General features: G+C 71.6%; 27 protein-coding genes and 3 tRNA genes. 11 read left to right on the top strand and 19 right to left on the bottom strand.

Annotated features, from left to right (window positions below; genetic code table 11):
• The gene (locus ASC64_RS08810) at positions 1 to 1440 is read right to left on the bottom strand and encodes a trimethylamine methyltransferase family protein (RefSeq protein WP_056907142.1); all 1440 of its coding nucleotides are present in this window, start codon (positions 1438 to 1440) and stop codon (positions 1 to 3) included.
• Between the two features lie 137 nt (positions 1441 to 1577).
• Between ASC64_RS08810 and ASC64_RS08805 the strand changes: the two genes are divergently transcribed.
• Genes ASC64_RS08805 through ASC64_RS08785 form a run of 5 tightly spaced genes read left to right on the top strand, consistent with a single transcriptional unit; the run spans position 1578 to position 6509 of the window.
• The gene (locus tag ASC64_RS08805; protein ID WP_056907141.1) at positions 1578 to 2372 is read left to right on the top strand and encodes an IclR family transcriptional regulator; all 795 of its coding nucleotides are present in this window, start codon (positions 1578 to 1580) and stop codon (positions 2370 to 2372) included.
• Positions 2369 to 3034 carry a corrinoid protein gene (locus ASC64_RS08800; protein ID WP_056907140.1) on the top strand — a complete coding sequence of 222 codons (666 nt, stop codon included), beginning with the start codon at positions 2369 to 2371 and terminating at the stop codon, positions 3032 to 3034. Before ASC64_RS08805 ends, ASC64_RS08800 begins: the two co-directional genes overlap by 4 nt.
• Entirely contained in the window at positions 3031 to 3912 is an 882-nt protein-coding gene (locus ASC64_RS08795; protein ID WP_056907139.1) for a dihydropteroate synthase, read from the top strand. Before ASC64_RS08800 ends, ASC64_RS08795 begins: the two co-directional genes overlap by 4 nt.
• Positions 3913 to 3919: 7 nt before the next feature.
• A complete protein-coding gene (locus ASC64_RS08790; RefSeq protein WP_082550312.1) occupies positions 3920 to 5908 on the top strand; it encodes an ASKHA domain-containing protein in 1989 nt (662 codons plus the stop codon).
• Complete coding sequence (locus ASC64_RS08785; RefSeq protein WP_200937546.1) at positions 5841 to 6509, top strand: DUF1638 domain-containing protein; 669 nt, start codon at positions 5841 to 5843, stop codon at positions 6507 to 6509. Before ASC64_RS08790 ends, ASC64_RS08785 begins: the two co-directional genes overlap by 68 nt.
• Here ASC64_RS08785 and ASC64_RS08780 read toward each other — a convergent pair.
• The 3 genes from ASC64_RS08780 to rplJ all read right to left on the bottom strand — a co-directional run bounded on the left by ASC64_RS08780 (position 6506) and on the right by rplJ (position 8680).
• The gene (locus ASC64_RS08780) at positions 6506 to 7348 is read right to left on the bottom strand and encodes a methylenetetrahydrofolate reductase (RefSeq protein ID WP_056907138.1); all 843 of its coding nucleotides are present in this window, start codon (positions 7346 to 7348) and stop codon (positions 6506 to 6508) included. The two genes, ASC64_RS08785 and ASC64_RS08780, sit on opposite strands and share 4 nt — an antisense overlap.
• A gap of 202 nt (positions 7349 to 7550) precedes the next feature.
• Positions 7551 to 7943: a 50S ribosomal protein L7/L12 gene (rplL, locus tag ASC64_RS08775; protein ID WP_056907137.1), complete on the bottom strand. Its 393-nt coding sequence runs from the start codon at positions 7941 to 7943 to the stop codon at positions 7551 to 7553.
• Between the two features lie 77 nt (positions 7944 to 8020).
• Positions 8021 to 8680, bottom strand: coding sequence for a 50S ribosomal protein L10 (gene rplJ / locus ASC64_RS08770; protein WP_056907136.1), 660 nt, complete (start codon positions 8678 to 8680; stop codon positions 8021 to 8023).
• 310 nt (positions 8681 to 8990) lie between these two features.
• On the opposite strand from rplJ, the gene ASC64_RS08765 reads away from it, so the two are divergent.
• On the top strand, positions 8991 to 9980 hold the full coding sequence (locus tag ASC64_RS08765; RefSeq protein WP_056907135.1) for a DnaB-like helicase C-terminal domain-containing protein: 990 nt from the start codon (positions 8991 to 8993) through the stop codon (positions 9978 to 9980).
• Between the two features lie 36 nt (positions 9981 to 10016).
• Here ASC64_RS08765 and ASC64_RS08760 read toward each other — a convergent pair whose 3' ends face one another.
• From ASC64_RS08760 to ASC64_RS08735, 6 genes are all read right to left on the bottom strand, one after another.
• Entirely contained in the window at positions 10017 to 10883 is an 867-nt protein-coding gene (locus tag ASC64_RS08760) for a hypothetical protein (protein WP_056907134.1), read from the bottom strand.
• 143 nt (positions 10884 to 11026) lie between these two features.
• Entirely contained in the window at positions 11027 to 11749 is a 723-nt protein-coding gene (rplA, locus tag ASC64_RS08755; RefSeq protein WP_056907133.1) for a 50S ribosomal protein L1, read from the bottom strand.
• 62 nt (positions 11750 to 11811) lie between these two features.
• Positions 11812 to 12240, bottom strand: coding sequence for a 50S ribosomal protein L11 (gene rplK, locus ASC64_RS08750; RefSeq protein WP_056907132.1), 429 nt, complete (start codon positions 12238 to 12240; stop codon positions 11812 to 11814).
• Positions 12241 to 12453: 213 nt separating this feature from the next.
• On the bottom strand, positions 12454 to 13299 hold the full coding sequence (gene nusG, locus ASC64_RS08745) for a transcription termination/antitermination protein NusG (protein WP_439956795.1): 846 nt from the start codon (positions 13297 to 13299) through the stop codon (positions 12454 to 12456).
• A gap of 50 nt (positions 13300 to 13349) precedes the next feature.
• Positions 13350 to 13658: a preprotein translocase subunit SecE gene (gene secE, locus ASC64_RS22730; RefSeq protein WP_235563603.1), complete on the bottom strand. Its 309-nt coding sequence runs from the start codon at positions 13656 to 13658 to the stop codon at positions 13350 to 13352.
• Positions 13651 to 13723: transfer RNA gene (locus ASC64_RS08735), tRNA-Trp, on the bottom strand. Before ASC64_RS08735 ends, secE begins: the two co-directional genes overlap by 8 nt.
• 129 nt (positions 13724 to 13852) lie before the next feature.
• On the opposite strand from ASC64_RS08735, the gene ASC64_RS08730 reads away from it, so the two are divergent.
• A complete protein-coding gene (locus tag ASC64_RS08730; RefSeq protein WP_056907131.1) occupies positions 13853 to 14893 on the top strand; it encodes an adenosine deaminase in 1041 nt (346 codons plus the stop codon).
• Here ASC64_RS08730 and ASC64_RS08725 read toward each other — a convergent pair whose 3' ends face one another.
• The 7 genes from ASC64_RS08725 to ASC64_RS08695 form a co-directional block, all read right to left on the bottom strand.
• Positions 14894 to 15946: a UDP-N-acetylmuramate dehydrogenase gene (locus tag ASC64_RS08725; RefSeq protein WP_056907130.1), complete on the bottom strand. Its 1053-nt coding sequence runs from the start codon at positions 15944 to 15946 to the stop codon at positions 14894 to 14896.
• On the bottom strand, positions 15939 to 16340 hold the full coding sequence (locus tag ASC64_RS08720; RefSeq protein ID WP_056907129.1) for a MaoC/PaaZ C-terminal domain-containing protein: 402 nt from the start codon (positions 16338 to 16340) through the stop codon (positions 15939 to 15941). Before ASC64_RS08720 ends, ASC64_RS08725 begins: the two co-directional genes overlap by 8 nt.
• Positions 16337 to 16750 carry an FAS1-like dehydratase domain-containing protein gene (locus ASC64_RS08715; RefSeq protein WP_056907128.1) on the bottom strand — a complete coding sequence of 138 codons (414 nt, stop codon included), beginning with the start codon at positions 16748 to 16750 and terminating at the stop codon, positions 16337 to 16339. The genes ASC64_RS08720 and ASC64_RS08715 overlap by 4 nt, the downstream gene beginning before the upstream one ends.
• A 69-nt stretch (positions 16751 to 16819) precedes the next feature.
• Positions 16820 to 16990, bottom strand: coding sequence for a 50S ribosomal protein L33 (gene rpmG, locus ASC64_RS08710; protein WP_056907127.1), 171 nt, complete (start codon positions 16988 to 16990; stop codon positions 16820 to 16822).
• A gap of 48 nt (positions 16991 to 17038) precedes the next feature.
• Positions 17039 to 17115 (bottom strand) — tRNA-Met (locus tag ASC64_RS08705).
• Positions 17116 to 17149: 34 nt separating this feature from the next.
• Positions 17150 to 17222: transfer RNA gene (locus tag ASC64_RS08700), tRNA-Thr, on the bottom strand.
• Between the two features lie 59 nt (positions 17223 to 17281).
• Complete coding sequence (locus ASC64_RS08695; protein ID WP_056907126.1) at positions 17282 to 18688, bottom strand: amidase; 1407 nt, start codon at positions 18686 to 18688, stop codon at positions 17282 to 17284.
• 86 nt (positions 18689 to 18774) lie between these two features.
• On the opposite strand from ASC64_RS08695, the gene ASC64_RS08690 reads away from it, so the two are divergent.
• Entirely contained in the window at positions 18775 to 19506 is a 732-nt protein-coding gene (locus tag ASC64_RS08690) for a class I SAM-dependent DNA methyltransferase (protein WP_056907125.1), read from the top strand.
• Positions 19507 to 19527: 21 nt separating this feature from the next.
• Here the strand turns inward: ASC64_RS08690 and ASC64_RS08685 are convergent, their stop codons facing one another.
• The gene (locus tag ASC64_RS08685; RefSeq protein ID WP_056907124.1) at positions 19528 to 20112 is read right to left on the bottom strand and encodes a DNA-3-methyladenine glycosylase I; all 585 of its coding nucleotides are present in this window, start codon (positions 20110 to 20112) and stop codon (positions 19528 to 19530) included.
• Between the two features lie 4 nt (positions 20113 to 20116).
• Positions 20117 to 21067: a pirin family protein gene (locus ASC64_RS08680; RefSeq protein ID WP_056907123.1), complete on the bottom strand. Its 951-nt coding sequence runs from the start codon at positions 21065 to 21067 to the stop codon at positions 20117 to 20119.
• A gap of 159 nt (positions 21068 to 21226) precedes the next feature.
• Here ASC64_RS08680 and nemA point away from each other — a divergent pair, with 159 nt between their 5' ends.
• The 3 genes from nemA (at position 21227) to ASC64_RS08665 (ending at position 26190) form a co-directional block, all read left to right on the top strand.
• Entirely contained in the window at positions 21227 to 22321 is a 1095-nt protein-coding gene (gene nemA / locus ASC64_RS08675) for an N-ethylmaleimide reductase (RefSeq protein ID WP_056907122.1), read from the top strand.
• 63 nt (positions 22322 to 22384) lie between these two features.
• On the top strand, positions 22385 to 24268 hold the full coding sequence (locus tag ASC64_RS08670; protein ID WP_056907121.1) for an ABC transporter ATP-binding protein: 1884 nt from the start codon (positions 22385 to 22387) through the stop codon (positions 24266 to 24268).
• The gene (locus ASC64_RS08665) at positions 24265 to 26190 is read left to right on the top strand and encodes an ABC transporter ATP-binding protein (protein WP_056907120.1); all 1926 of its coding nucleotides are present in this window, start codon (positions 24265 to 24267) and stop codon (positions 26188 to 26190) included. Before ASC64_RS08670 ends, ASC64_RS08665 begins: the two co-directional genes overlap by 4 nt.
• The last annotated feature ends 19 nt before the right edge of the window (positions 26191 to 26209 follow it).

Below are 26209 nucleotides of genomic sequence, written 5' to 3'. Positions count from 1 at the left end.
TCAGTCGCCGAGCTCGGCCCGGCGACGGATGACGTACTCCTGGAGCTCCTCGCGGATGGCGTCGTCGAGCGGCGGCTCCTCGTAGTCGGCGAGGGTCTTCTGGTACTGCTCGGTGGCCCGGTCGTTGGCGTCCTTGCCGCCGTTGCGCATCCAGCGCTCGTAGTTCTCCGAGGAGGAGAGCAGCGGGCGGTAGAAGCAGGTGCGGAAGCGCTCCATCGTGTGCATCGCGCCGAGGAAGTGGCCGCCGTGCCCGACCTCCTGGTGGGCGTCGAAGGCCATCGACGCCTCGTCGATCTCGAGCGGGGTGAACTCGTGGCGCAGCATCTGGAGCAGCTCGATGTCGACGATGAACTTCTCGTAGCCCGCGACCAGGCCGCCCTCGAGCCAGCCCGCCGAGTGCATCACCCAGTTGGCGCCGGCCAGGAAGGTCGGCATGAGCGTCATCAGGGCCTCGTAGCCCGCCTGGGCGTCGGCCACCTGCGAGGACGTCAGCCCGCCGCCGGTGCGGAACGGCAGCCCGAAGTGCCGCGCGATCTGGCCCGTGCACAGCAACCCGAGGCCCGACTCGGGGGTGCCGAACGTCGGCGAGCCCGACTGCATGTCGATGTTGGACAGGAAGGACCCGAAGATCACCGGGGTGCCGGGGCGGATCAGCTGCGACAGCGCGATCCCCGACAATGCCTCCACGATCTGCTGCACCAGCGCGGCCGGGATCGTCACCGGCGACATCGCGCCCATCAGGATGAACGGCGTGAGCACCACCGGCTGGCCGGCGGCCGAGTACTCGAACTGCGCCTCCAGCATCCGGTCGTCCCAGCGCAGCGGCGAGTTGCAGTTGATCAGCGAGATCGTCGCCGGCGTCTCCTCGATGGCCTCGCGCGAGCCGAAGAGGATCGACGACATGGCGATCGTGTCCGCGGCGTTGACGCCGGAGACGACGTTGCCCATGTAGACCTTGTCGGTCAGCGTCTGCAGGGCGTACGTCATGTCGAGGTGGCGGCTGTCGAGCGGGGTGTCGTTCGGCTCGCAGATCACCCCGCCCGCCGAGTCGAGCACCGGGAACGACTGGGCGAGCTGGGTGAAGCGGCGGAAGTCGTCCATCGTGGCGTCGCGGCGCACCTCGCCCTCGCGCACGAACGGGGGGCCGTAGACGGCACCGAACGCCATCGCGTCGCCGCCGATGTGGATCGAGTGCTCGGGGTTGCGCGCCTGCACGTCGAACTCGCGCGGCGCCTTGGCCACCTGCTCGAGCACGAAGTCGGGGTCGAGGAAGACCGTGCGGTCCTCCACCTTCTGCCCGGCGGCGCGGAACAGCTCGAGCGCGCGGTCATCCATGAACTCGACCCCGATCTCGGTCATCAGACGCCGCCAGCCCTTGTCGAGCATGGCCATGGCGTCCTGGGACAACACCTCGTAGCGGGGCATCACGTTGCGGAACACGGGTCCTCCTGAGTCGGGGGGAGGTCTGGCCGTGACGCTTGACCGCAGCGGGACACGGCTTCTAGCCTCATCATGTGGAACAAAGGTTCCACATCATGGAACCCGTTGGGAACCCCCTCCGGCGAAGGGAGCCACACGTGGGCGACGCAGCCCCGGGCACCCGCGCCCTCGACCGCGCGGCAGACCTGGTCGCCACGGTCGTGCACGCCGACGAGCCGATGACGTTCGCCGACCTGCAGGACGCCAGTGGGCTGGCGAAGTCGACGACCTCACGGATGCTCACCGCGCTGGAGCGCAGCGGCCTGCTGGAGCGCGACGCAGCAGGCTCCTACGTCGCCGGCCGGCTCTTCTGGCTCTACGCCGCCCGGCACGACCCCTGGGACGAGCTGGTCCGGCTCGCCCGCCCGGCGATGGAGGCCATCGGCGAGGCCACCGGCGAGACGGTGCACCTGAGCATCAGCCGCGGCGACCGCGTCGTGCAGGTGGCGCAGGTCGACTCCCGCTACCTCCTCGGCACCCGCGACTGGACCGAGGTCGAGGTGCCGAGCCACTGCTCGGCGCTCGGCAAGGTGTTCCACGCGTGGCACGCGCTCGAGGTCCCCGAGGGCGAGCTCGAGCGGCTCACGCCGCAGACGCTGGCCACCCCCGCGGCCCTGCAGCGCGACTGCGTCCGCACCCGCGAGCGCGGCTGGGCGATCACCGCCGACGAGCTCGAGATCGGGCTCACCGGCGTCGCCGTGCCCGTGCACGGAGCCCGCGGCGACGTCGTCGCGGCCCTCGGGGTCTCCGGCCCCACCCCTCGCCTGGAGGGCCGGCTCGACGAGCTCGGCCGCAGCCTCCTGGACCACGCCACCGCGCTCTCGGCACTGCTGCGCGGACCGGCACCCCACACGCCCCGAGATCCGGCCCGAGCCCAGGAGGTGGTCGCATGACACCCGAGGAGATCCTGCAAGCCCTGTACGACGAGACCCTCGTCGGCAACGCACCCCGCGTGCTCGAGCTGACGGAGGAGGGTCTCTCGGTCTCGATGGAGCCGCAGACGCTGCTCTTCGACGCGCTCATCCCCTCGCTCGAGGAGGTCGGCGCACGCTTCGAGCGCGGCGACTTCTTCGTCCCGGAGATGCTCATCGCCGGCCGCGCGATGGCCGGGGCCATGGAGCGGCTGCGTCCCCTGCTCGCCGAGACCGGCGTGCAGACCGTCGGCAAGTTCCTGATGGGCACGGTGAAGGGCGACGTCCACGACATCGGCAAGAACCTCGTCAACATCATGCTCGAGGGTGCCGGCTTCGAGGTCATCGACCTCGGCGTCCAGGTCGCGCCCGAGAAGTTCGTCGCCGCCATCGACGAGCACCAGCCCGACATCGTCGGCTTCTCGGCGTTCCTCACCACCACGATGCCGATGTTCAAGGCCAACATGAACGCCCTCGAGAAGGCCGGCATCCGCGACAGCGTCATCGTCATGGTCGGCGGCGCCCCCGTCACCCAGGAGTACGCCGACGCGGTCGGCGCCGACGGCTATGCGGCCGACGCGTCCCAGACGGTCAAGGCGGCCAAGCGGCTGCTGCAGGAGAAGCGCTCCAAGGTGCCTGCATGAGCACCGCCCCTCCCCTGAGCACCGTCCTGCGCTCGGCCAGCAAGGAGGTGGTGATCGGCCACGAGCACCGCTTCTGCCTCATCGGCGAGCGGATCAACCCGACCGGCCGCCGGATCTTCCAGGAGCAGCTGCGCGGGGGCGACTTCTCCGCCATCGAGCGCGACGTCAAGGCGCAGGTCGAGGGTGGCGCCGACGTGCTCGACATCAACATGGGCGTCCCGCTGACCGACGAGCCCGACCTGCTCGCCAAGGCCATCACGATGGTCCAGGAGCTGACCGACCTGCCGATCTGCATCGATTCCTCGGTCGTCGAGGCCCTCGAGGCCGGGCTGTCGGTCTACCAGGGCCGGGCGCTGGTCAACTCGATCACCGCGGAGGACGACCGGATGGCCGCGATCCTCCCGCTGGTCAAGAAGTACGACGCCGCGATCATCGCGCTGCCCAACGACCACGACGAGATCCCGATGGAGGCCGACAAGCGCGTCGACCTGACCCGCAAGATCGTGCGGGTGGCGACGCAGGAGTACGGCATCGAGCAGGCCGACATCGTCATCGATCCGCTCGCGATGCCGATCGGCGCCGACACCACGACCTCGCTGGTCACCTTCGAGGTGATGCGGCGCATCCGCGACGAGTTCGGCGTCAACATGACCTGCGGCGCCTCCAACGTCAGCTTCGGCATGCCCGGACGTCACACGCTCAACGGCACGTGGCTGCCGATGGCCATGACCTCGGGCCTCACCAGCGCGATCATGGACACCCGCACGCCCGCGGTCGTGGAGGCGGTGAAGGCGGCCGACGTCTTCCTCGGGCACGACGACTGGGGCATGGCGTGGATCTCGGCGCACCGCGCCAAGCAGGCGGCGGCCCAGGCGTGACCCGACGATGACCCAGCCTCCCGACGGGCCCGACTTCTCGCTCGCGGACGTCGCGCGCGAAGGCCTCATCGAGAGGCCCGGCGCGGAGCCTGCCTCGCACGACGGCACCGGCCGCGTCGACCTCGCGTTCACGGTCGCCGGCCGGGCCGAGGACGGCGCCGACCTGCCGCCGACCCAGCGCGGCGTACGCGTCCCGCCCGGCGTCACCGTTTTCGACGCGGCCTCCTGGAACGGCATCGCCATCGACTCCACCTGCGGCGGGCACGGCACCTGCCACAAGTGCAAGGTGCGCGTCACCTCGCCGGTCGAGCTCCCGGTGACCCGGCACGACGCACGCACCTTCACCGAGGCCCAGCTCGCCGAGGGCTGGCGGCTGGGCTGCCTGGTCCAGGCGACGCGCGACCTCGCCGTCGACGTGCCGCCGCTGACCACGCGGCCCAAGGCCGCCACCGTCGGGATCGGCCGCCAGGTCATCCTGCGACCCGCGGTGCAGAAGCGCTACGTCGAGCTGGAGGAGCCCACGTTGGCCGACCAGCGCACCGACCTCGCCCGGCTCACCGACGCGATCGACGACCTCGAGGTCACCGCCGACGTCCACGCCCTGCGCCGGCTCGGCACGGTGCTGCGCCAGTCCGACTTCAAGGTCACGGCCGTCGTCGTCGACGAGGACCTCGTCGACGTCGAGCCGGGCGACACCACCGCGACGCGCTACGCCATCGCGTTCGACCTCGGCACGACCACTGTCGTCGGCACCCTCCTCGACGTCGGCACCGGCACCCCGCTCGCGGTCGCCTCGACGCTCAACCGCCAGCAGCCGTTCGGCGGGGACGTCATCACCCGCATCAGCGCGACGATGATGGACGACCAGGCGCTCGACCGGCTGCGCGAGGCGGCCGGGGCCACGCTCGCGGAGCTCGCGACGCGGGTCTGCCGCGAGGCCGGGATCGAGCCCACACAGGTCTACGAGGTCGCGGTCGCCGGCAACGCCACGATGACCTCGCTCGTGCTGGGCATCGACCCCGAGCCGCTCGGGGTCGCGCCGTTCGTCATGCCCGTCGCCCAGCCACCCACGGTCCTCGCCGCCGACATCGGCCTCGACCTCCACCCCCGCGCGCGGGCCTTCTTCTTCCCGGCGCTGGGCGCCTACGTCGGGGGCGACATCGTCGCCGGCATGCTGGCCACCGGCATGGACCGGGACAAGCGGGTCCGGCTCTTCATCGACGTCGGCACCAACTGCGAGATCGTGCTCAGCGACGGCGACCGGATCGTCTCGACCGCGGCCCCCGCCGGGCCGGCGTTCGAGGGCGGCGCGATCCGGTGTGGCATGCGTGCCGCCGACGGTGCCGTCGAGGTGGTCAAGGTCGACCCCCACGCCGGGTCGGACGAGCCTGCGGTGACCCTCGGGGTGATCGGCGACGTCGAGGCCAAGGGCCTGTGCGGGTCGGGCCTGGTCGACGCCGTGGCCGAGCTGGTGCGCGTCGGCCTGCTCGACGGCACCGGCCGGCTGGTCAGCGACGAGGCGGCGAAGGAGATCGCGCCCGCCCTGGCCGACCGGCTGGCCCGCATCGGCGAGGAGCGCGTGTTCATCCTGCACCGCCCCACCCCCGACGCCGAGACCGTCGAGTGCGTCTACCTCTCCCAGCGCGACGTGCGTGAGCTCCAGTTCGCCAAGGCGGCGATCTCGACCGGCTGGTCGCTCCTGCTCGAGGAGCTCGGCCTCGAGCACCGCGACGTCCAGCAGGTGCTGCTGGCGGGATCCTTCGGCAGCTACCTGTCCCCCGCCTCCGCGGTCCGGATCGGCCTCGTGCCCACGCTGCCGGTCCTCCGCATCGTCGCCGCCGGCAACGTCGCGGGCGAGGGCGCGAAGATGGCGCTGCTGTCGATCCGCGAGCGGGCCGGCGCGCTGGCCCTGCTGGAGGAGGTGACCTATGTCGAGCTCTCCGACCGCCCCGACTTCAACGACGCCTTCGTCGAGCAGCTCGCCTTCGGCAGGTGAGCGGGCGGGCCGGGTCGCGCTGATCGCGTGCGGCGCCCTCGCGCAGCCCGCGGCCGCGGTCGTCCAGCGGCACCAGTGGCCGGTCGACGTGCACCCCCTCCCGCCGCTGCTGCACAACCACCCCGAGCGGATCGCCGACGAGGTGCGCACGACCGCCGAGCGGCTGCGGGCGTCGTACGAGCGGGTCGTGATCGGCTACGCCGACTGCGGCACCTACGGCGCGCTCGACGCGGTCTGCGCCGACCTCGGGATCGAGCGACTCCCGGGCCTGCACTGCTACGACCTCTACGCCGGCAGCGAGCGGCTCGAGCGGATCTTCGACGAGCAGCCGGGCACCTACGTGCTCACCGACTTCCTGGCCCGCTCGTTCGCGCGCACGGTGCTGCAGGAGCTCGGCCTCGACCGCTACCCCGAGCTGCGCGACACCTACTTCGGCCACTACACCCGCGTCGTCTGGCTCGCCCAGCAGCCCGACGACGAGCTGCGGGGTCTCGCCGAGCAGGCCGCGGCGAGCATCGGTCTGCCGCTCACGGTCGTCGAGACGGGCGACGTCGGCCTCGACCGGGCACTCGCGGACCTCGTGGGCGAGCGGGCCGGCTAGGACCGCAGCCGCTCGAGCATGTCGGTGCGCCAGGCCTCGGTCTCGGCGATCTGGTTGAACGTGAAGACGTGGAGTCCCTCCACCAGCGCGCCCTCGCCGAGCGCCGGGGCGCACTTCTCCAGGAAGCTCTCGCCCGTGAAGCCGCCGGGGGCGGCGAGCCGGGCGAACAGGCCCTTGTTCTTGGCGAGGAACCGGGTGGACTCGCCCACCCCGATCTTGGTCGCCATGCCGAGCAGCTTGGCGCGCTCGACAGGCCCGGGGAGGCCGAGCAGCAGTGGCATGGTCACCCCGCGGGCGCGCAGCCGGCGGACCCAGTCGCGCACCACGGCCGGGTCGAAGGTCAGGTTGCTGACGATGTGGGTGGCGTAGCGGCGCTTGTCCCACATCGACTGCACGGTGAGGTCGTCGTGGATGGTGGGGTGCGACTCCGGGTAGCCGGTGATGCCGACGTGCGCGAAGGGCGAGCCGAGCGCGGCGAGGTCCTCGAGCAGGCCGAGCGCGTCGAGGTAGTCACCGGCAGGCTCCGCGTCGCCGCCCGGGACGAACACCCGAGTGATGCCCTTCCCGACGAGCCGGTCGACGATCTCCTCCAGCTCCGAGCGGCCGCTGACCATGCGCGCGGCCAGGTGGGGCACGACGACGTAGCCGTGGCCGTGGAGCCGCTCGGCGAGGTCGAAGGTGGCCTCCAGACCCTTCGAGGGCGAGGCCGTCACGGTGACCGTCCGGTCGCGGGGCACGTGCTCGAGGAGCTTGTCCTCCGTGGAGGCCGTGGGCAGCACCTCGTAGCGGGCGGCGGTCAGCAGCCGGGCGAGGGTCGCGGCGTGTCGCTTGTTGCGCATGGAGCAACTCGTTTCGTGATGCGCATCGAGGTTGCTCACTCTAGTGCGTCCGACCCCGCCGCGACAGAGCCTCCGACGGCGAGGTAGTCCCCTACGTTCTGCACGTCGCGTAGCAGAACGTAGGGGACTACCGCGGGGGTGAAATGACACGAGGGGCGGCCACCTCTCGGTGACCGCCCCTCGTGGAGCAGCTAGCGGATCGTCACTTGACGGTGACGGTGGCGCCGGCGGCCTCGAGGGCCTCCTTGGCCTTGTCCGCGGCAGCCTTGTCGACGTTCTCGAGGATCGTCTTGGGCGCGGCCTCGACGAGGTCCTTGGCCTCCTTCAGGCCGAGGGAGGTCAGGGCGCGCACCTCCTTGATGACGTTGATCTTCTTGTCGCCGGCGGCCTCGAGGACGACCTCGAAGTCGGTCTTCTCCTCGGCGGCGGCGTCGCCACCAGCGGCACCACCGGCGGCCGGGGCGGCGGCCACGGCGACGGGGGCAGCGGCGGTCACGCCGAAGGTGTCCTCGAACTGCTTCACGAACTCGGAGAGCTCGATGAGGGTCATCTCCTTGAACGCGTCAAGGAGCTCGTCGGTGCTGAGCTTCGCCATGATGGCAAACCTTTCGTCTGTGGCGCGGTCGCGGTGTGCGGCTGCGCCGGGGTTTCAGGTGGTGTACGTCGGCCTGGTCAGGCGTCGGTGGACTCGGCTGCCGGCTCGGCAGCCTCGTCGGTCGCCTCGGGCTCGGCGGCCTCCTCGGACGAGGGGGCCTCCTCCGCCGGGGCGTCCTCGGCAGCGGCCGGCGTGCCGGCACCACCTGCGAGGATCGAGGGGTCCTGCTCGGCCTTGGCCTGGAGCGCACCCGCGAGACGGGCGGCCTGGGCGATCGGCGCGTTGAGCAGGTAGACGGCCTGGGAGAGGCTCGCGAGCATCGCGCCCGCCAGCTTGCCCATCAGCACCTCACGCGACTCGAGGTCGGCCAGCTTGGCCACCTCGGCTGCGTCGAGCGGCTTGCCGTCCAGGACTCCACCCTTGATGACAAGGGCGGGGTTGGCCTTGGCAAAGTCACGCAGACCCTTGGCGGCCTCGACCACGTCTCCATTGATGAAGGCGATGGCGGTGGGGCCGGTCAGCAGGTCGTCGAAGCCTTCGATGCCCACCTCAGTGGCGGCGATCTTGGCCAGCGTGTTCTTGACCACGGCGTAGTTGGCGTTCTCGCCGAGGGCTCGCCGCAGGTCCTGCAGCTGCTTCACGGTGAGCCCGCGGTACTCGGTCAGCACAGCGCCGGCGGAGTCGTTGAACGAGTCAACGATCTCTGCAACGGCGGCAGTCTTTTCTGGCCGCGCCATGGGTCTCCTTCCGGGGTTGACCACCGGCGTCCGGCCCACAGACGACGAACGCCCTGAGCGCAGGCTCAGGGCGTGGATGCGGCCGAGGCCGCTGCTCTGTCACCTGCGCCGGCCGCCCGCTGCTGCGGACCTTCGGTCACGGACGTGGAGCCCATGACAACCTGCGGTCTCTGGTTTCGAGATGGAACAGTACGCGCTCGCGACGGGTCGGCCAAATCGGGAGCAGCGGGGCGTGCGAGGCCCGGTCGGGGGGGCGGCCAAACACCCCATTCGCCTGCCGTGGACGCACATCACTGGTTCCATGAGGGGCGTGGATCACCAGCTCATGACCGTCGGGGCCTCACTGGCCCGGAGCGACGAACGCATGCTCACCGGGCGCAACGCGGCCGGCCGGGTCTGGAAGACCGGCTTCGCCGGGCTCGACCCGCTCATCGGCGGCGGCATGCGCGCCGGCTCGCTCATCCTGCTCGCCGGCCCGCAGGGCCTGGGCAAGTCGACCTTCGCGCTGCAGATGGCGCGCAACAACGCCGCCACCGGACGCCCCGTCCTCTACTTCTCCTACGAGCACGACGCCGAGGACATCACCCAGAAGCTGCTGGCGATGGAGGCCGGCGAGCTCGACGAGTCCGACCAGGTGCGCGTCAACACCATCCGTTCGATCTTCGACGACCTATGGGTCAGCTCGCTCGAGCACCGCCTCGAGTCCGTCCCCTGCGGCGTCGAGGCGCTGGGCCGGGTCGAGCACTACTCCGAGCACCTCTTCGTGCACCGCTCCACGGGCACCCGCACCGACCTGACGGCGATCCAGGCCGCCATCGACGGCGTACGCCAGCTCGCCGGCACCACGCCGCTGGTGGTGGTGGACTACCTGCAGAAGGTGAAGTCCTCGCACTCCGACGAGGAGTCCCGCTCGACCGAGATCGTCGAGGGCCTCAAGGACCTCGCCATCGACATCGGCGCACCGGTGCTCGCGATCGCCGCCGCCGACAAGGACGCCCTGCGCACCGGCAAGCGGATGCGCGCCAGCGACCTGCGCGGCTCGAGCGCGTTGGCGTACGAGGCCGACGTGGTGATGGTGCTCAACAACAAGTACGACATCGTCGCGCGTCACCACCTGACGTACGACCTCACCAACGCCGAGCGCTTCAAGGACTATGCAGTGCTGACCCTGGAGAAGAACCGCTTCGGCCGCGACGGGGTCACGCTGCAGTTCAGGACGCGCTTCGACCAGGGCCGTTTCGAGGCCGAGGGTGTCGAGGTCAAGGAGCAGCTGATCGACGAGCGGGTCTTCCGGGAGTGACCCGCCCGCCGATCGCGGCGTGCGTGCTGTCGGCGCTCAGGCGGCGCCGGGGAACATGTCCTCGGTGACCTCGTCGGCGGGCGGCGCCTCGATCTCGACGTCGGTGCCGAAGTCGGAGTAGGTGCCCTCGCTCGTCGTCGAGGTCGGCTTGCCACCGGCCGCCGACGGCACCTCGAGGGTCTGGGAGAACTTGCGCGGCAGGTCGTCGCCGTCGACCCACATCTCGGTCACCAGCTCCTTGGGCATCATGTCGGCCATCCCGGACGGGAAGTCCATGGCCGCGATGTACTTCGCGGGGTCCAGGGTGATCCGGTAGTGGTTGGTCTCCACCCCGTCGACCTCCTCGGTGCCGACCAGCTCCAGCTTCTTCGGCGCCTCCATGGCCTTGAACATCACCTCGGGGTCGGTCGCCTTGCCGATCATGCCGAAGAGCGAGTTGGGGTCGCTGAGGTCCACCTTGAGCCACTTGTCACCGGTGCCGAGGTCGGGCGACTTCAGGTACATCGCCTTGTCGAGCAGGATCAGCTCCATCGGCTGCGCGCCCGTGCTCGACGCCTTCATCTCCATCCCGCCGTCGGCGAACCGGGCCTGGCCCTCCATGGTCTGTGACTGGCCGGCGGACTCCGAGACGGTCTGGAAGTTGAACGTCTCCGCCTCGCGCATCGCCTCCATCACGGCGGGGTAGAAGCCGGCGCCGTCGAGCTCGGTCAGGGCCGCGGCGTCCTCGGTCTCCGTGACGTCGTCGGACCCGTCGTCGGAGCTGTCGTCGGCCCCGCTGTCGGTGGCGGAGCTCGAGGAGCCGGAGTCCGACGAGTCGTCGCTGCTGCAGGCCGCGAGGCCGACACCGACGCTCAGGACCAGGGCGGCGGAGCCGAGTCGGCGGGCGAGGGACGTGACGCGCATGGAGTCTCCTGGTGCGGTGGCGTGGAAGGCGTGCACGCCCTTCCTACCCGATGCCTCCACGCCGAAACGACCGCGGCGCCGCAGATGCAGATCGGCCCGGCCATCCCGTGAGGGATGACCGGGCCGATGTGGCGCGACGTGGATCAGGCCTGGGCGGCCTCGTCCTCGCTGGCGACGTTCTTGATGCGGTTGGGGTCGACCTGGATGCCGGGGCCCATCGTCGTGGAGACGGTGACCTTCTTGATGTAGCGACCCTTGGAGCTGGCCGGCTTGAGACGCAGCACCTCCTCGAGGGCTGCGGCGTAGTTCTCCGCGAGCTGGGTCTCGGAGAAGGAGGCCTTGCCGATGATGAAGTGCAGGTTCGAGTGGCGGTCGACGCGGAACTCGATCTTGCCGCCCTTGATGTCCGTGACGGCCTTGGCGACGTCGGGGGTCACCGTGCCGGTCTTCGGGTTCGGCATGAGCGAGCGCGGGCCGAGGACGCGGCCGAGGCGACCGACCTTGCCCATCATGTCGGGCGTCGCGACGACGGCGTCGAAGTCGAGCCAGCCGCCGGCGACCTTCTCGATCAGCTCGTCGCCACCGACGAACTCGGCGCCGGCCTCACGGGCGGCGTCGGCCTTCTCCGCGTTCGCGAAGACGAGGACGCGGGCGGTCTTGCCGGTGCCGTGCGGGAGGTTGACGGTGCCGCGGACCATCTGGTCGGCCTTGCGCGGGTCGACACCCAGGCGCATGACGACGTCGAGGGTCTCGTCGAACTTCTTCTTGGAGCCACCCTTGGCGATCTTGATGGCGGCCAGCGGGGCGTAGAGCTCGTCCTGGTCGAACGACTCCGCGGCCGCGCGGTAGGTCTTGCTGCGCTGCATTGTCTTCTCGTTTCTGTGGTGCGAAGGATGTGGTCAGCGGGCCAGCGCGGCCCTCCCACGGGTCAGTCGGTCGTGACGCCCATCGAGCGGGCGGTGCCCTCCACGATCTTCATCGCGGCGTCGATGTCGTTGGCGTTGAGGTCGGGCAGCTTGGTGGTCGCGATCTCGCGGACCTGGTCCTTGGTCAGCTTGCCGACCTTGTCCTTGTGCGGGACGCCCGAGCCCTTCGAGAGGCCGGCGGCCTTCTTGATCAGCTCGGCGGCCGGCGGGGTCTTGGTGATGAAGTCGAACGTGCGGTCCTCGTAGATGGTGATCTCGACGGGGATGACGTTGCCGCGCATGGACTCGGTCTGGGCGTTGTAGGCCTTGCAGAAGTCCATGATGTTGACGCCGTGCGGGCCGAGCGCCGTACCGACCGGCGGGGCCGGGGTGGCCGAACCGGCCTGAAGCTGCACCTTGACAAGCGCGGCGATCTTCTTCTTGGGAGGCATAGCCTTCTTCTTTCTACTCTTGTGGTCACGACGAGGACGGACGCCCTCTGCCACGGGTTGTTGCTAGTTCATTGTCGCCCTGTGCCGGGCAGGTCGTGAAATCGGGACTTCACGGGTTTCGAGACGCGTCACGCACTCCTTCGCTTCGCTCAGGTGTGCGCGTCGCTCCTCAACCTCTTCGCTGATCGGGATCGAGCACGCTCGATCCCGCGCTCAGACTTTCTGAATCTGGCTGAACGACAGCTCGACCGGCGTCTCGCGGCCGAAGATCTCGACGAGGGCCTTGACGCGCTGCGACTCGGCGTTGATCTCGGTGATCGTCGCGTGGAGCGTGGCGAACGGACCGTCGACGACCATGACGGAGTCGGAGACGTCGAAGTCGGCCACCTCGACCGGCTTGCGCGGGGTGGTGGAGGAGCCCTTCTCGCCCGACGCGGCGGACTCGGCCTCGGCGACGGCCATGACGGCCGGGGCCAGCATGTCCTCGACCTCGCTCATGCTCAGCGGCACGGGCTGGTGGCTGTGGCCCACGAACCCGGTGACCGACGGCGTGTGGCGCACGGCGGACCAGGACTCGTCGGTGAGGTCCATGCGGACCAGGACGTAGCCGGGGAGGACGGTGCGCGTAACCATCTTGCGCTGGCCGTTCTTGATCTCCGCGACCTCCTCGGTGGGGACCACGATCTCGTGGATGTAGTCCTCCATGTTGAGGGAGATGATGCGGTTCTCGAGGTTGTGCTTGACCCGCTTCTCCATGCCGGAGTAGGTGTGCACCACGAACCAGTCGCCGGGCTTGGCCCACAGCTCGCGGCGGAAGGCCTCGAGCGGGTCGTTCTCCGCGGCGGCGCCGGACTCCTCGTCCTCGTCGGCGGCGTCCTCGTCGGCAGCGTCCTGGTCGTCCTCGACCTCGGTCGCCTCGTCGACGACGTCGCCGTCGACCTCGTCGGCGGCGTCAGCCTCGACGGTCTCGTCGCCCGTCAGGTCGGCGTCCTCGGGGTTCGCCTCGTCGATCGAGTCGACCTGGTCCTCGACCTGGTCCACGTCATTGCTGTCCGACACGTCTCACTCCGTACTGGTTGCTGGGGGGCGGGGGTCCACTGCCCCGGATGTCACTGGGTGGTGCTGCCGGTGAAGAGCTCGAAGACCAGCTTTCCGAAAGCCAGGTCGAGCACCGACACCAGAGCCATCACCACGGTGACGAAGACCAGCACCACGAAGAAGTAGGTGATCAGCTGCTGCTGGGTGGGCCACACCACCTTGCGGAGCTCGGCCACCACCTGGCGCATGAACGTGACGGGGCTCGTGCGCCCACGGTCGTCGCCGCGCGAGTCGCGCCGCGCGTCCTGAACCGCGTTGCCGTCGGCCACGTTCTTCACCTTCTCGTCCGGGTTGCTGTGCAGTGTTTCCTCGCAGGGCACGAGGGACTTGAACCCCCAACCTTCGGTTTTGGAGACCGATGCTCTGCCAGTTGAGCTAGTGCCCTCCGGTGGTCTCCGCCCGACAGTGCGGGCATGCCGAAGCATCTGGCGAAACCACCAATCGGGAAGCATACGGGGCCGGTCCAGCCGAGTCGAACCGAGGCATCCCACCGACGCCCACCTACGATGCCCGCATGGGGACTCCGGACGTCGGCGGCGACCACCGGCGCGAGGTGTCGCGGTTGCCGAAGGCCCACCTCCACCTCCACTTCACCGGGTCGATGCGGCACGCCACGCTGCTCGAGCTGGCCGAGCGCGACGGCATCGCGCTGCCCGACTCGCTGGTCGAGGACTGGCCGCCGCAGCTCAGCGCCGCCGACGAGAAGGGCTGGTTCCGCTTCCAGCGGCTCTACGACGTGGCGCGCTCCGTGCTGCGCACGCCCGACGACGTACGACGCTTGGTGCTGGAGGCGGCCGAGGACGACGTACGCGACGGCGGGCGCTGGTTGGAGATCCAGGTCGACCCCAGCGGCTACGCGGCGCGCTTCGGCGGGATCACCGCGTTCACCGACCTCGTCCTGGACTGCGTGCGCGACGCCTCCGAACGCACCGGACTGGGCATGGCGGTGGTCATCGCCGCCAACCGCACCCGCCACCCGCTCGACGCGCGCACGCTCGCCCGGCTCGCGGGGCAGTACGCCGGCCGCGGCGTCGTCGGGTTCGGTCTCTCCAACGACGAGCGGCGCGGAAGGACGGCGGACTTCGAGGGCGCGTTCCGGATCGCCGAACGGGCCGGCCTCCTGCTGGTCCCGCACGGTGGCGAGCTCCTCGGCCCCGACCACATCCGCACCTGCCTCGACGACCTGGGCGCCCAGCGCCTCGGGCACGGCGTACGCAGTGCCGAGGACCCCGAGCTGCTGGACCGCATCGTGCAGGCGGGCGTCGCCCTGGAGGTGTGCCCGGTGTCCAACGTGGCGCTGGGCGTCTACTCCGACCTCACCTCGGTGCCGCTGCCCGACCTGCTCGCCGCCGGCGCGACGGTGGCGCTGGGTGCCGACGACCCGCTGCTGTTCGGCTCACGGCTCGCCGGGCAGTACGCCACCATGCGCGCCGCCCACGACCTCGACGACGTCACCCTCGCCCGGCTGGCGACCATGTCCTTCGAGGCATCGCAGGCACCGCCCGAGGTGCTGGAAGCGGCGCACCGCGACATCGCCGCCTGGCTGGCCGGCTAGTCAGAGGGTGCAGCCGAGGGTGACGGGCTCGTTGACCAGGCGCACGCCGAAGGCCGCCTCGACACCGTCGCGGACCTCACGGGCGAGGGCCAGCAGCTCGGCGGTGGTGGCGCCGCCGCGGTTGGTCAGGGCGAGGGTGTGCTTGGTCGACAGTCCGACCCGCTCCCCCGCCGCAGCGCTGGTGTAGCCCCTGCCGAAGCCGGCGTGCTCGATCAGCCAGGCGGCGCTCGACTTCACGGTGCCGTCGGGCTGCTCCCAGCGCGGCGCGTCGCCGGGAAGCCCGGCGGCCTGCTCGGGCGTGAGGAACGGGTTGGTGAAGAACGAGCCGGCCGACCACGTGTCGTGGTCGTCGGCGTCGAGCACCATGCCCTTGGCGCGCCGGAGCCCGAGGACGGCCTCGCGGACGTCGCCCAGCGGGGCGCGCCCACCCTCGGCCACGCCCAGCGTGCGGGCGAGCTCGGCGTACGCGACCGGGGCGCCGAGCACGCCCTGGCGGAGCTGGAAGGTCACGTCGAGGACGACGTGGCGGCCGGGGTCGGCCTTGAACCGGCTGGTGCGGTAGCCGAAGTGGCAGTCGGCCGCGGCGAAGGTGCGCACGCCGCGCAGCACCCGGTCCCACACCCGGACCCGGGCGATGGTCTGGGAGACGTCCTGGCCGTAGGCGCCGACGTTCTGGATGGGGGTAGCGCCGACCGAGCCGGGGATGCCGGAGAGCGCCTCGACGCCGATCCAGCCGCGTTCGACGGCCGTGGCGACCAGGTCGTCCCACGACTCCCCCGCCGCGACGGTGACCGTGGCGCCGGAGCACGACGGGTCGCCGGAGTCGTCGACGTCGGCGGAGATGCCACGGGTGGCGACCTCCACGACCGTGCCGGCGAAGCCCTCGTCGGCCACGACGAGGTTGGAGCCGCCGCCCAGGACGAGGACCGGCTCGCCCGCCGCGTCGGCGTCGCCGACGGCCGCCACCAGCTCGTCGTCGGTGGTGGCGCGGACCCACTGCCGGGCGGCGCCGCCGAGACGGAGCGAGGTGTGCGCGCTGAGCAGCTCAGGCACGCACGACCGCCTTGGGCATGCCCAGGACCTTCTGCCCCTCGCAGGTCACCTCGAGCACGAGCGTGACCAGGCCGTCGGCGACGGACTTGACGGTGCCGCCCACGACGACCTCCGCCCCACCCTCGGCAGGTACGACGACGGGGCTGGTGAACTTCGCCCCGAGGTCGACGACCTCGGCCCCGCCGGTCCACTCGGCGACGGCGCGCCCGACCAGGGCCAGGGTGTACATCCCGTGCGCGATCACGCCCGGCAGCCCGACGCTGCGGGCGACCTTCTCGTCCTGGTGGATCGGGTTGTGGTCGCCGCTGGCCTCGGCGTAGGCGACGAGGTCGGCACGGGTGACGGTGAAGGTCCGCGGCTCGAGGGCCTGGCCGGCGTCGAAGGTGGTGGTCACTGGTCGGTCTCCGCTCCGGACGAGTGCACGAGCGTCGCCTTGCCGGTGCAGACGACGGCACCGGCGGCGTCGGTGATCTCGCTGGCGGTGGCGATGATGTCGGCCCCGCCGATCTGGCGCAGCCCGGTGACGGTGAGCGTGGCGCTCAGCTCGTCGCCGACCACGAGCGGGCGGGCGTAGGCGAAGCGCTGCTCGCCGTGCACGATGCGGTGCAGGTCGATCTGCTCGGCGTCGAGGAAGGCCTGCATCGCGTCGAAGGCGAGCACGATCGGGAAGGTCGGCGGGACCACCTCGCCGGCGGCGCCGGGGTGGCCGACGGCGGCGGCGAAGGCGCCGACGCGCTCGGACGTGACGGTCAGGGGCGACGGCGCGGGGAACGCTCGCCCCACCAGGGACGGGTCGACGGACATGCCCCTGAGCCTACAAACACGACAACCCGTCCGAGTGCTCGGACGGGTCGGGTGCGACGAGGAACAGCGTCAGCGGGTCTCGCGGTGGATCGTGTGGCGACGGTCCCGGGGGCAGAACTTCTTCAGCTCGATGCGGTCGGGGTCGTTGCGACGGTTCTTCTTGGTGATGTAGTTGCGCTCCTTGCACTCGGTGCACGCGAGCGTGATCTTGGGGCGAACGTCAGAAGACTTGCTGGCCATGGGAAGAACCTTTTCGTTGCGGGTGGTGCGGGAGCTTGCCGACTTTGGTGGTAGCGGGGGCGGGACTCGAACCCGCGACACCACGATTATGAGCCGTGTGCTCTAACCACCTGAGCTACCCCGCCGCGGAGGACGGACACCCGGAGGGGTCCGACCCAGAGCCCCTTTACGGAATCGAACCGTAGACCTTCTCCTTACCATGGAGACGCTCTGCCGACTGAGCTAAAGGGGCAACGACGGAGAACGATACACAGGCGCCCGACGGATGAGAAATCGGCTCCTGCGCCCTCCTCAGACGGCCTGGATCCGGGGCCATCCGACCGCCTCCTCGAGCTCGTAGGCGAGGCCGAGGAGCCGCGCCTCGCGGCCCGCTCCGGCCCCCAGCATCATCCCCTGCGGCAGTCCGGCGGCGGTCGTGGCCAGGGGCAGCGAGATGGCGGGCTCGCCGGTGGCGTTCTGCAGCGGGGTGAAGGCCACCCAGTCCATCAGCCGGCCCATGATCTCGTCGTAGTCCTGGTCCGGGCGCAGGTGCCCGACCCGCGGCGTCTCGGTGGCCAGCGTCGGCGTCAGCGTGACGTCGTACTGGGCACGGTGGCGGGCGGCGACCCGCTGCGAGGCGCGCAGCACCGCGATCGACAGCGGCTGCTTGTGGAGGTTGCGAGCGGCGTGCCGGGCCAGGCCGAGGGTGAGGTTGTCGAGCTTCCCCGGGTCCCACGACGGGCCGAAGTCCTTCTTGCCCCGCCGCACGATGACGAGGGCGAGCATCGACCAGAACCGCACGAAGTGGTCGGGGAAGCTCGCCGGCACCGGGTTGTCGATCTCCTCCACCTGGTGGCCGAGCGACTCGAGCAGCGCCGCGGTCCGCAACGTCAGCGCGCGCACCTCGGGGCTGCAGTCGCGCCCGATCCCCTGGGTGACGACCGCGATCCGCAGCCGCGCCCGGCTGGGACGGGTGATGTCGCCGACCGGTGCCAGGAGCGGGTTGCGCCAGACCTTCTCCGCCTCGCGGTAGAACGCGGCGGTGTCGCGCACGGTGCGCGTCAGCACGCCGTCGGAGACGATCCGCACGGGCATGTCACGCATCATCCGGTCCTGCGCCAGCCGGCCCCGCGTCGGCTTGAGCCCGACGAGGCCGTTGACCGAGGCCGGGATCCGGATCGAGCCTCCCCCGTCGTTGGCGTGGGCGATCGGCACGGCACCGGCGGCGACCAGCGCGGCCGACCCCGCGGACGAGGCCCCCGCGTAGTGGTCGCGGTTCCACGGCGAGCGCACCGGGCCGAGGCGGACGTGGTCGGCCGCGCCGGAGAAGCCGAACTCGGAGAGCTGCGTCTTGCCGAGCGGGATCAGCCCGGTGGCGAGATACATCCGGGCGAAGTCGCCGTCGGCCTTTTGGGGCACGGCGGTGAAGGCGTCGGCGCCGTGCTGGGTGGGCATCCCGGCGACGTCGACGTTGTCCTTGACGAAGGTCGGCACCCCGGCGAACCAGCCGCCGCGCGGGTGGCGGGCCTCCTCGCGGGCGCGGTCGTAGGCGGCGTACGCCACCGCGCCGAGCTCGGCGTCCACCTGCTCGGTGCGGGCGATGGCGGCCTCGACGACCTCGGGCACGGACACGACGCCCGCCCGCAGCGCCTCGACCAGCCCGGTGGCGTCGAGGTCGGTCAGGGCGTCGTCGGCGGAGAAGGCGTGCAGGCGCGTCATGGACGGGCAGCCTACGGACTGCATCGCCCCGGCGGCAGGGGTGAAATCGGTGGAGGACGACCGGCGTCGTGGGGCAGCGTGGCGCCATGAGCAGCAGCGACCACTGGAGCGCGGAGACCGCGGCGGCGTACGACGAGAGCTCGGCGTTCATGTTCGAGCCGGAGGTCCTCGACCCCGCGGTCGACTTCCTGGCCGACCTCGCCGGTGACGGCCTCGCCCTCGAGCTCGCCATCGGGACCGGGCGGGTGGCGATCCCGCTGGTCGACCGCGGGGTCCCGGTCACCGGCATCGAGCTGTCCCAGCCGATGGCCGACGAGCTCCACCGCAAGCGCGCCGACCTCCCGGTGGTGGTCGGCGACATGGCGACGACGAGGGTCGAGGGCGCGTTCGACCTCGTCTACGTCGTCTGGAACAGCATCGGCAACCTCCGCACGCAGGCCGAGCAGGTCGCGACCTTCCGCAACGCGGCCGCGCACCTCGTCCCGGGCGGCCGCTTCGTGGTCGAGCTCTGGGTGCCGGGCATCCGGCGCTTCCCGCCCGGTCAGGCCGCGGTGCCGTTCCACGTCGGGCACCGGCACGTGGGGTTCGACACCTACGACATGTCCACCCAGCAGGGCACGTCCCACCACTACCGCCGCCACGACGACGGCACCGTCACCTACGGGGAGAGCAACTTCCGCTACATCTGGCCGGCCGAGTGCGACCTGATGGCGCAGCTCGCCGGGATGTCGCTCGAGCGACGGGTCGCCGACTGGCACGGCGCACCGTTCACCAACGACAGCGAGAGCCACGTCTCGGTCTGGCGCACGGCCGGCTGAGCCGGGCGCCGGCGTCGTACGTCAGCCGGCGCTGCCGCGGCGGTGGCACCCCGCGAGGTGGTCGTCGACGATGCCGATGGCCTCCATCAGGGCGTACATCGTGGTGGGCCCGACGTGGGCGAAGCCGAGCTTCTTGAGGGCCTTGGACATGGCCACGGACTCGGGAGAGGTGGTGGGCACGTCGGCGGTCGTGACGGGCGCGGGGCCGGGCTCGGGGCGGAAGGACCAGAGGAAGGCCTCGAGGCCGCCCTGCTCGCGCAGCGCGACGGCGGCGCGCGCGTTGGCGATGGCCGCCTCGACCTTGCGCAGGTTGCGCACGATGCCCGCGTCGGCCATCAGGCGCTCGACGTCGGCGGGGCCGTAGCCGGCCACCACGTCGGCGTCGAAGTCGGCGAACGCGGCACGGAAGGCGGGCCGCTTGTTGAGGATCGTCAGCCACGACAGCCCGGACTGGAAGGCCTCCAGCGTCAGCCGCTCGAGGTGGGCGGCCTCGCCGGAGACGCGCATCCCCCACTCGGTGTCGTGGTAGGCGAGGTTGACCGGGTCGCCGGCGCCCCAGGGGCAGCGGGCGACGCCGTCGTCGCCGACGATGGCCGCGATCCCCACCCGGTCAGTGCCTGAGCTTGAGGCGGACGTTGGGCAGCGACGGTGCGGGGATCGGCTGCAGGTCGAGGTCGACCCGGCCGAAGCGGCCGTCGGCGACCTCGCGTCCGTCGGAGACCACGTCGCCGTCGCCTCCCTCGCCCTGGATGATCTGCTCCTGCCACTCGCGGCGGTAGCCGGCGATCTCGTCGTGGCTGCGGCCGATGAAGTTCCACCACATCACGATGGGCTCACCGAAGGGTGGGCCGCCGAGGACGAGCAGCCGCGCCTCCTCGTGCGCGGTGACGGTGATGGAGTCGCGGCCGTGCGGGACGTGGCAGAGGTCGCTGGGCGCGAGCTCCTGGCCCTCGACGTCGATCAGGCCCACGTCGAGCAGCACCCCGTGCTCGAAGGTCGGGTCGACGTCGATCTCGAGGCTCTTGCCGGGAGCCAGCATCACCTCGGCGCCGAGCAGCGGGGTGTGGGTGACCACGGGCGAGGAGGCGCCGAGGAGGGAGCCGATGAAGACGCGCGCCTCCCAGCCGGGACCGCGCACGGGCTCGGGGGCGAAGTGCTCGAAGCGCGGCTCCACGTCTCGACTGTCGTCGGGCAGCGCGATCCAGAGCTGGGCGCCGTGCAGCACCGAGGTACCGGGCGTGGAGACCTCGGTGTGGCTGATCCCGCGGCCGGCGGTCATCAGGTTGAGCTCACCCGGCTTCACCGTCGCGAGGCTGCCCACCGAGTCGCGGTGCTCGAGCGCGCCGTCGAAGAGCCAGCTCGCCGTCTGCAGGCCGGTGTGCGGGTGGGCGGGCAGGACCATGCCGCCGGTCTCGTCGACCTCGTCGGGCCCGTAGTGGTCCACGAAGCACCACGCACCGATGAGCGACCGGTGGCGCTGGGGCAGCGTGCGTCGGACACGCATGGCCCGGGGACCGCCCAGCGGGACCTCGCGCGGACTGAGCACCTCGACGTCCGTCATCGGTCGCCACGGTACCCGGCTGCGGCAATCCGTGGGGCCGAGTCCGGGAGACCCCGACTTTGGTCGCACCCACCGCCCGCCGGGTGACCCTCCCGCGGACCGGAACCGGACCGGAACCGGACCGGAATACGTGGTGGCCCGCCCCGGTTGGGACGACTCGTGCCCTCCCTCTTCGAGCCCCTGACCCTCGGCGCGGTCCGCGCCGACAACCGCGTCCTGATGGCGCCGCTGACCCGGATGCGTGCGACCGTCCCGGGCGACGTGCCCAACGACCTGATGCGCGAGTACTACGTCCAGCGGGCGGGCGCCGGCCTGCTGATCTCCGAGGGCACGCAGGTGAGCCCGGAGGGCAAGGGCTACATGGACACCCCGGGCATCCACAGCGACGAGCAGGTCGCCGGCTGGCGGCGGATCACCGACGCGGTCCACGCGGCGGGCGGGCGGATCGCTGCCCAGCTGTGGCACGTCGGGCGCGTCTCGCACGAGTCCCTCCACGACGGCGCGCTGCCGGTGTCGGCGAGCGCCGAGCCGTTCCGCAACCGCACCACCGTCCGCGGCGAGGACGGTCGCCCGACGCGCGTGGCATGTCCTACCCCGCGGGCGCTCGGCCTCGACGAGGTCCCGCGCCTGCTCGAGGACTTCCGCCGCGCGACCGTCAACGCCCGCGAGGCGGGCTTCGACCTGGTGGAGATCCACGGCGCCCACGGCTACCTGCTGCACCAGTTCCTCGCCGCCGACAGCAACCAGCGCACCGACGAGTACGGCGGCCCGCTCGAGAACCGCGCCCGGCTGATGCTCGAGGTGACCGACGCCGTCGTCGGCGCCTGGTCCGCCGACCGCGTCGCGGTCCGGATCTCGCCGGTCGGGTCCTTCAACGGCACCACCGACCCCGAGGGTCCCGAGGCCGGGTTGTACGTCGCCCGCGAGCTGGGGGCGCGCGGCCTGGCCTTCCTCCACCTGTCCGAGCCCGACTGGGCCGGCGGCCCGGTCCTCGACGAGGACTACCGCCGCGCCCTGCGCGAGGCCCACGCCGGCCCGATCGTGGGCGCCGGCAACTACGACCGCGACAAGGCCGAGCGGCTGCTGCGCGCGGGACTCATCGATGCCGCCGCCTTCGGCCGGTCCTTCATCGCCAACCCCGACCTGCCACGCCGCCTCGCCGAGGACCTGCCGCTCAACGTGCCGCAGCCGGAGACCTTCTACGGCGGCTCCGAGACCGGCTACACCGACTACCCGGCGTACGGCGCGGCCTGAGACCGGGCTCACCCGTAATTGCGTCGAGACGGTCAGGTCCCGGCACCTAGGGTCATCCACGACATGCAGGACTTCCCACCCCGGATCGCGACGTTCTTCACCGGCACGGACGACGCCCCCACCCCGGACCCCGACACCCGGTCGCCCGCCTCCTTCCTCCGATGGGTCATCGGCCAGCAGAAGGCGCTGATCGCGCTCTCCTCGCTGTGCTACGCGCTGTGGTTCCTGCCGTCGACCCTCGGCCCGTGGATCTTCGGCCGGGCCGTCGACCAGGGCATCGTCGGCGGCTCGACGACCGCGCTGGTGGGCTGGGCAGCGCTGCTGCTGCTCGTCGTGATGATCGGCTCGGTGTTCGGCATCGTGTCCCACACGCTCGTGGTGCGCAGCTGGCTGGTCAGCCTCTACGGCACGCTCGAGATGGTCACGCGCAAGGTGGCGCAGATGGGGCACGTGCTCCCGCGCCGCTCCCCCACCGGCGAGGTGCTGAGCGTCGCCTCGAGCGACTCCGACGAGTTCGGCGCGCTCACCGAGATCCTCGCGCGCACGGTCGGCCAGCTGGTGTCCTACCTGACCGTGGCGTTCATCGTCCTCACGATGTCGTGGCAGCTCGGCCTGCTCACCCTCGTCGCGGCGCCCGTGCTGGTCGGCGCGGCGCTGCCGCTGCTGCGCCCGCTGCACCGTCGCCAGCAGGTCGAGCGGTCCCGGACCTCCGACCTGACCTCGATGGCGACCGACATCGTGGCCGGGCTGCGCATCCTGCGCGGGATCGGCGGCGAGCAGACCTTCGGCGCGAACTACGACCGGCAGTCGCAGTCGGCCCGGGACGCCGGCGTCGCCGCGGGCATCTGGCAGGCCGTGGTCGAGGCGGTCGGCGTGCTGCTCTCCGGGCTGTTCCTCGTCGCGCTCGTCTGGACGGGCACCCGCGAGGTGCAGTCCGGCTCGCTCACCGTCGGCGAGCTCGTCACCTTCCTCGGTTACGGCCTCTTCATGGTCGGGCCGATCCGCACCTTCTTCGAGTTCGCCCAGAAGGGAGTGCGCTCGCTGGTCAGCGCACGCAAGGCGATCGCGATCTTCGAGCAGCGCCCGCCGTGGCGCGACCCTGCCGAGCCGGTGGCCCTCGACGGCACCGCGGCACTGCACGACGCGGCCAGCGGGCTGACCGTCACGCCCCGGATCCTCACCGTGGTGGTGAGCGGTGTGCCCGAGCAGAGCGCCGCGCTCGCCGACCGCCTCGGGCGCTACCTCCCGGCCGACACCGAGCCGGTGGCCGCCGAGGAGGAGGACGGGACGAAGGGGCGTGCCGCCCGGCGTGCCCGCGCCGCCCGCGCCGAGGAGCGCGCCCGGATCGCCGCCCTCGACGAGGAGCGCGCCCGCCAGGAGTGGGGGGTCACGCTGGGCGGCGTCGACCTCGCCCGCGCCAACCTGGACGACGTACGCCGTCAGGTGCTGGTCAGCGACACCGGCAGCCAGCTGTTCGCCGGGACGCTGCAGGACGCCGTCGACCCGCACGGCCGGCTGACCCGCGAGCAGGCCGAGCACGCGCTGCGTGTGGCCAGCGCCGAGGACGTCTACGACGCGCTGCCCGAGGGCTGGCAGGGCCAGCTCGACGAGCGGGGTCGCGGACTGTCCGGGGGTCAGCGCCAGCGCGTCGTCCTGGCCCGGGCGATCGCGGCCGACGCCCCGGTCCTGGTGCTGGTCGAGCCGACCTCGGCGGTCGACGCCCACACCGAGGCCCGGATCGCGGAGCGGGTCGCCGAGACCCGCCGCGGCCGCACGACCGTCGTCACGACGGTCTCCCCGCTCTGGCTGCACCACGCCGACCACGTCGTGCTGCTGCACGACGGCACCGTCGTGGCCGAGGGCCGCCATGCGGACCTGCTCTCCGACAACGACGACTACCGGCGTGTGGTCGCCCGCGCGCTCGACGACGAGGAGGCGGTCCGATGAGCACCGACCTCCTCGCCACGTCGGCCGAGACCTGGCGCGACCGGTCCAACGACCCGCCCGCGATCCCCGACGAGCTGCGCCCGCCCCAGCACGGCGGCGTCCGCGAGCGCGGTCGGGCGCTGCGGCAGCGGCACGACCTGCGCCGCCAGCGCGCCGAGGACGTCTACGAGGCGTCACGCAACCCGGTCCGCGGGTGGCCGGTGTCCGGCAACCACGCAGTGCTGGCGTTCTTCGGCGACCTGGTGCGGAGCCGCAAGCGCTCGTTCGCTCTCCTCGTGCTCCTCAACGCGCTGGCGGCCGCCTCGGCCCTGGTGGTGCCGCGCCTGCTCGGCGCCCTGGTCAACCGGGTCCAGTCGCAGGGCGCCGCGGTCGACGGCCTCGACCGGCTCGCGCTCACCGTCGTCGGTGTCGTGGTGCTGCAGGCCCTCTTCACCTTCGGCGCCCAGCGCACCTCCACCCACTTCGGCCAGGACCTGCTGGCCTCCGCACGCGAGTACGTCGTCGGCACGATCCTGCGCCTGCCCATCGGCCGGGTCGAGGGCGCGAGCACCGGCGACCTCGTCACGCGGGTGACCCGCGACGTCGGCACCATGGCCCGCTCCGTCCAGTGGGGCGTGCCCCGGCTGCTGATCTCCCTGCTGACGGTCGTGCTGTCGGTGGTGGCGATGCTGCTGAACTCTCTGGTCCTCGCCCTGCCCGCCCTGGTGGTCTTCGCGCTGTGCACGCCGGCGGTGCGCACCTACCTGCGGCGCGCGCCCAAGGCCTACATCACCGAGGGGGCGACGTACTCCCGCATCAACACCACGCTCACCGAGACCGTCGAGGGCGCCCGCACCGTCGAGGCGCTGGGGCTGTCGGGGCGCCGGGTCCGCGCGGGCGGCGACGACATCGAGGTCTCGGCGCAGGCCGAGCGCTACGGCATGACCCTGCGCAACGTGCTGTTCGCCGCGCTCAACGGCGCCTTCCAGGTGCCGCAGGTCGTCACCCTCGTGGTGGGCGCCTACGGCTACAGCCGCGGCTGGGTCGACCTCGGCCAGATCACCGCCGCGATGCTCTACGTCGTCGCGCTCAGCGAGCCGCTCGACGCCGTCATCGGCGAGGTCGACCGCCTCCAGGTGGGCGCCGCGTCGACGAGCCGGCTGCTCGGCATCGCCGAGGTGGCCCCCGACCGCGAGGCCGGTGACCGCCTCCCCGACGGCGTCGAGCTGGTGGGCACGGACCTGCGCTTCGCCTACCGCGAGGGCCACGACGTGCTGCACGGCGTCGACCTGCGGCTGCGCACCGGCGAGCGGCTCGCGGTGGTCGGCCCCAGCGGCTCGGGCAAGTCGACCCTCGGCCGGCTGCTGTCCGGCATCAACCGGCCGCGCACCGGCACCGCCCGCGTGGGTGGCGTCGACCTCGTCGACCTGCCGCTCGAGGTGCTGCGCACCGAGGTGGCGCTGGTGACGCAGGAGCACCACGTCTTCATCGGCACCGTGCGCGACAACGTCGTGCTCGCGCGCGAGGACTCCGACGACGACGCGGTCCGCGCCGCGCTGCGCGCCGTCGGCGCCCAGGCCTGGGTGGAGCGGCTGCCCGAGGGGCTCGACACCGTCATCGGATCGGGTCGCCAGTCCCTCACGCCTGCCCAGGCCCAGCAGGTCGCGCTCGCGCGGCTGATCATCGCCGACCCCCACACGCTCGTGCTCGACGAGGCGACCTCGCTCATCGACCCGCGCACGGCCCGCACGCTCGAAGGGTCGATGAACAGCCTGCTGGAGGGGCGTACGGTCGTCGCGATCGCGCACCGGCTGCACACCGCCCACGACGCCGACCGCATCGCGGTCGTCCTCGACGGGCGGATCGTGGAGCTCGGCAGCCACGACGAGCTCCTCGACCTCGACGGGGAGTACGCCGCCCTCTGGCGCGCCTGGACGTCCTGAGGGCTCGGCGGGTCCGCCG

Source organism: Nocardioides sp. Root122 (assembly GCF_001425025.1).
In the GTDB taxonomy this organism is placed as follows: domain Bacteria; phylum Actinomycetota; class Actinomycetes; order Propionibacteriales; family Nocardioidaceae; genus Nocardioides.
This window is presented reverse-complemented; position numbering and strand designations above follow the sequence as displayed.

What these genes read in the sequence shown, in the direction of transcription:
- ASC64_RS08800 (WP_056907140.1), top strand. Translation starts at nt 2,369, where the DNA reads ATGACACCCGAGGAGATCCTGCAAGCCCTGTACGACGAGACCCTCGTC.
- ASC64_RS08795 (WP_056907139.1), top strand. Translation starts at nt 3,031, where the DNA reads ATGAGCACCGCCCCTCCCCTGAGCACCGTCCTGCGCTCGGCCAGCAAG.
- ASC64_RS08790 (WP_082550312.1), top strand. Translation starts at nt 3,920, where the DNA reads ATGACCCAGCCTCCCGACGGGCCCGACTTCTCGCTCGCGGACGTCGCG.
- ASC64_RS08785 (WP_200937546.1), top strand. Translation starts at nt 5,841, where the DNA reads ATGTCGAGCTCTCCGACCGCCCCGACTTCAACGACGCCTTCGTCGAGC.
- ASC64_RS08780 (WP_056907138.1), bottom strand. Translation starts at nt 7,348, where the DNA reads ATGCGCAACAAGCGACACGCCGCGACCCTCGCCCGGCTGCTGACCGCC.
- rplL (WP_056907137.1), bottom strand. Translation starts at nt 7,943, where the DNA reads ATGGCGAAGCTCAGCACCGACGAGCTCCTTGACGCGTTCAAGGAGATG.
- rplJ (WP_056907136.1), bottom strand. Translation starts at nt 8,680, where the DNA reads ATGGCGCGGCCAGAAAAGACTGCCGCCGTTGCAGAGATCGTTGACTCG.
- ASC64_RS08760 (WP_056907134.1), bottom strand. Translation starts at nt 10,883, where the DNA reads ATGCGCGTCACGTCCCTCGCCCGCCGACTCGGCTCCGCCGCCCTGGTC.
- rplA (WP_056907133.1), bottom strand. Translation starts at nt 11,749, where the DNA reads ATGCAGCGCAGCAAGACCTACCGCGCGGCCGCGGAGTCGTTCGACCAG.
- rplK (WP_056907132.1), bottom strand. Translation starts at nt 12,240, where the DNA reads ATGCCTCCCAAGAAGAAGATCGCCGCGCTTGTCAAGGTGCAGCTTCAG.
- ASC64_RS08730 (WP_056907131.1), top strand. Translation starts at nt 13,853, where the DNA reads ATGGGGACTCCGGACGTCGGCGGCGACCACCGGCGCGAGGTGTCGCGG.
- ASC64_RS08715 (WP_056907128.1), bottom strand. Translation starts at nt 16,750, where the DNA reads ATGTCCGTCGACCCGTCCCTGGTGGGGCGAGCGTTCCCCGCGCCGTCG.
- rpmG (WP_056907127.1), bottom strand. Translation starts at nt 16,990, where the DNA reads ATGGCCAGCAAGTCTTCTGACGTTCGCCCCAAGATCACGCTCGCGTGC.
- ASC64_RS08695 (WP_056907126.1), bottom strand. Translation starts at nt 18,688, where the DNA reads ATGACGCGCCTGCACGCCTTCTCCGCCGACGACGCCCTGACCGACCTC.
- ASC64_RS08690 (WP_056907125.1), top strand. Translation starts at nt 18,775, where the DNA reads ATGAGCAGCAGCGACCACTGGAGCGCGGAGACCGCGGCGGCGTACGAC.
- ASC64_RS08680 (WP_056907123.1), bottom strand. Translation starts at nt 21,067, where the DNA reads ATGACGGACGTCGAGGTGCTCAGTCCGCGCGAGGTCCCGCTGGGCGGT.
- ASC64_RS08670 (WP_056907121.1), top strand. Translation starts at nt 22,385, where the DNA reads ATGCAGGACTTCCCACCCCGGATCGCGACGTTCTTCACCGGCACGGAC.
- ASC64_RS08665 (WP_056907120.1), top strand. Translation starts at nt 24,265, where the DNA reads ATGAGCACCGACCTCCTCGCCACGTCGGCCGAGACCTGGCGCGACCGG.